The sequence below is a fragment of the Micromonospora echinofusca genome (genome assembly GCF_017614955.1).
GTDB classification, from domain to species: domain Bacteria; phylum Actinomycetota; class Actinomycetes; order Mycobacteriales; family Micromonosporaceae; genus Micromonospora; species Micromonospora echinofusca_A.
Window position 1 is genome coordinate 1 of the sequence record NZ_WVUH01000523.1, and the last position, 3,404, is coordinate 3,404.

3 protein-coding genes are annotated in these 3,404 nt (G+C 69.3%); 2 read left to right on the forward strand and 1 reads right to left on the reverse strand.

The window, feature by feature from the left end; all coding sequences use genetic code 11:
* Window positions 1-761, forward strand: a 761-nt coding sequence (locus GSF22_RS32080; RefSeq protein ID WP_208817659.1) for a PH domain-containing protein, incomplete at its 5' end; no start/stop codon positions are given.
* A 271-nt stretch (window positions 762-1,032) separates the two neighbouring features.
* Here the strand turns inward: GSF22_RS32080 and GSF22_RS32085 are convergent.
* Window positions 1,033-1,983, reverse strand: coding sequence for a TIGR03557 family F420-dependent LLM class oxidoreductase (locus GSF22_RS32085; protein ID WP_208817660.1), 951 nt, complete (start codon window positions 1,981-1,983; stop codon window positions 1,033-1,035).
* Window positions 1,984-2,256: 273 nt separating this feature from the next.
* Here GSF22_RS32085 and GSF22_RS32090 point away from each other — a divergent pair, with 273 nt between their 5' ends.
* A complete protein-coding gene (locus GSF22_RS32090) occupies window positions 2,257-3,279 on the forward strand; it encodes a hypothetical protein (protein WP_208817661.1) in 1,023 nt (340 codons plus the stop codon).
* Window positions 3,280-3,404: the final 125 nt, after the last annotated feature.

Here is a 3,404-nt window from a genome sequence, read left to right on the forward strand (position 1 = left end):
CGGTAGCAGCCGTCGGCCTCGGCTGGCTGGTGGTCTTGGCCCTGGTGGACCGTCCGGTCGGTCGGGAGTACCCCGGTCGCATCGCGGTACCGCTGGTTTTCTTCGTCCTGCCGGTGGTGGCGTCGGTGGTTGCGTGGCGTCTTCTGTGGCGCGGACCGGTGGCTCTGGTGGTGGCCGACGGCTGCTACCGGATACCGGCCTCGCCAGGGTTCGGTTACCAGGTCGCCGGTCAGGCGCTGTTCGCATCCTTCTGGATTGGCGGTGCGGTCAGTCAGTTGGTCGATCGGATCGGGGCGTGGCCGGACGATCTTCCGGCCCGTCTCCGTCTTCTGGACCTGGGCCTCGGCATCCTGGACGAGATGCTCACGTTGCTGCTCGGCGTTGTCGTCGCGCTTCTGGTGGTCGTGGTGCTGCGGGGGCGGCCCCGGGTGGTCCTCACCCCCGACGCGCTGACCGTGGTCGAGATGTTCCACACCCGGATCGTCCCGTGGGAGGCGCTGGCGGTCGGTCGGCCACTGCGCCCGTCCACCCCGTACCAGCTGGTGCTCATCGTCGCGCGCCCGGAGTTGGTCACCCGGCGTGGTCTGCGATGGGGCGGGCCGGGGAACGTCTGGGTCAGCGTCCAGAATCTGGCGGTCCACCCCTGGTTCCTGGCCGATGTGGTCAGGTACCACGTCGACCAGCCGGCTGCCCGTGCCGGGATCGGCACCGAAGCGGGTTACCAGGACCTGCTCCGGACCCTCGGGGTCACCCGGGACTGACCCGCCGCGCCACCACCCCGCTGCTCCGCCGGTTCCGGGTTGCAGCCTTCAGGTTGCGCTTCCGGGTTGCGGCCTCCGGTCGGTGGGTCCCGAGGGTCACGCCCATCCCTCAGCTCCCTTTGCTCTGCTTCAGCGGAGGCAACAGGAACCGGGGCGCGGTGTAGCCGTCAGTGAAGCAGAGCAAGGGGCGAGCCGGTGGATCTTGGTGGGAGCCGGCCCCTCCAGGGGCCCTTCGCCACCAAGATCGCCTGTCACCGCCCGGCAGCCGGGATCAGCGCAGCCGGGGGAGCACCTCGTGCTGATAGAGGTCGAACAGCCCCTGGAAATGCGGGCCGGTGTTGGCCACGTAGATCTCGTCGAAGCCCGCCTGGGCATATTTGTCGATCATTTCCAGGTGGGCGTCGGCGTCGTTGCCGCAGACGAATGAAGCTCTCATCATTTCCGGGCTCACCAATTCGGCGGCCTGCTCGAAGTGGCGTGGGGAGGGCAGCACCTGGGACAGTTCGCCGGGTACCCCGGCGTTGGGCCACTTCTCGTACGCGATCCGGGCGCCCTCGTCCGCGTTGGCGGCGAAGGCGGCCTTGAACCCGGCCTGGCAGGGCTTGTCGCCACCGCCCCCGGACCGGAAGCGGGCGACCAGGTCGGCGTCCGGTGTGGTGCAGACGTACCCGTCGCCGATGCGGGCGGCCAGGTCGACCGCCTTCGGTCCGAAACCGGAGACGTAGACCGGCGGCGGCGTGTCGGGTCGGGTGTAGATCCGGGCGTGTTCGACGGTGTAGTGCCGCCCCCGGTGGTTGACGAACCCGCCGGCCCAGAGTTTTCGCATCACCTCGACGGACTCCTCCAGCATCTCCAGCCGGACGTCGGTGTGCGGCCAGGCGTCACCGAGGATGTGCTCGTTGAGCGCCTCGCCGGAGCCGACGCCGAGCACGAACCGGCCGCCGTGCAGGACCGCGCTGGTCGCGGCGGCCTGTGCGACGACCGCCGGGTGGATCCGGACCGTCGGGCAGGTCACCGCAGTGGTGACCGGCAGCCGGCAGACCTGGCTGAGCGCCCCGATCACCGACCAGACGAAGGCGCTCTGGCCCTGGGCGTCCACCCACGGGTGGTAGTGGTCGGAGATCCACAGTGCCTCGAAGCCGGCCCGTTCGGCACCGCGGGCCTGCGCCAGCAGTTCCGCCGGGGCGTACTCCTCGCTCGACAGGAAGTATCCGATCCGCATGTCTCCCCCTTTGCGCCGCGCGGGCTGCCCGTGCGTACCCCGGCGATGGCTGCACCGGTACCCCGACGGTGCGCTTCCATGCGCCCGGCTTTCTTTTTCGGCATTTCCGTGACGGTTTCGTAAATGGGTGGAGGGCGGAATCTGACAGGCGGGTTTCTGACTGATCGTAGTCCTTCCAATCCGGTGGGATATGCAGGATGCTGTGGGAGCGCTTCGATAAGCGCCAATATCCTCTAGGGGGGAGAACGAATGTACGTTCCGAACATCCGGCGCGTGGCCACTGTGCTCGCGTCCGCTGCCCTGGCTGCGGGAATGGTGCTGGTCGGCGCCGGTTCCGCCCAGGCGGCCCCGACCGCCGACGTTGCCGGCGGGGCCCAGGCCAGCACGGTCCCGGCCACCACCTCGGCCGGCGCCCGCAGCGGACTCGGCGTCGCCGAGCAGGCGAGCAGCTACTGGACCGCCGAACGGATGCGGACCGCCCTCTCGGCGGACCTGCTGGTCAAGGGCGCGAAGGCGAAGTCGGACCGGGCTGCCCGGCCGACCGGGGCGGCCCAGTCCGTCGCGCCGGCCGCGCCGACCGTACCCACGTCGGCGGGCCTCGCCGGTGCGACCGCCGGTGGACCGACGACGGCTGTCGCCGCGTCCGCGACGGTCGGGAAGGTCTTCTTCTACAACCCGGCCGACGGGAAGAACTACGTCTGCTCCGCGGGTACCGTCAACAGCGGATCGAAGCTGCTGGTGATGAGCGCCGGGCACTGCGTGCACGGCGGTCGGGGTGGCCAGTGGATGCAGAACTGGATCTTCGTGCCGCTCTACAACTACGGCAGTGAGCCGTACGGCCGCTGGTCGGCCAAGTACCTGACCACCTTCAACGCCTGGATCAACGACAGCAATCTCGACCGGGACGTCGCCTGGATCACCATGTGGCCGAACGCCTCCGGTCAGCGCCCGGTCGACGTGCTCGGTGGCAACGGTCTCTCGGTCAACTACAGCTACGAGCAGGCCGTGACCATCCTCGCCTACCCGGCCGCGCCGCCGTACGACGGTGGATGGCAGCAGTACTGCCAGGGCACCACGTTCCGCCCCGGCATCTGGCCCTTCCAGGAGAACAAGATCGCCCTGCGCTGCGGCTTCACCGGAGGGTCCAGCGGCTCGGTGTGGCTGCGGCTCTACAACGACGCCTACGGTTACGTCAACGGCATCATGAGCACGCTCAGCAGCGACGGTACGAACAAGAGCTCCTACTTCGACACCGCCGTCATGGACGTCTACAACTCGGTGGCGAACCGCACCTGAGTCACCCGACCGGGTGGTGTGGCGGCCCCGGCCGGGATCCACGGATCCGGCCGGGGCCGTCCCGCGTCCGATCAGGGTGGTCCGGGGTGGGAAGGGGGTACGCAGATGACGCGACCGTGGTGGGT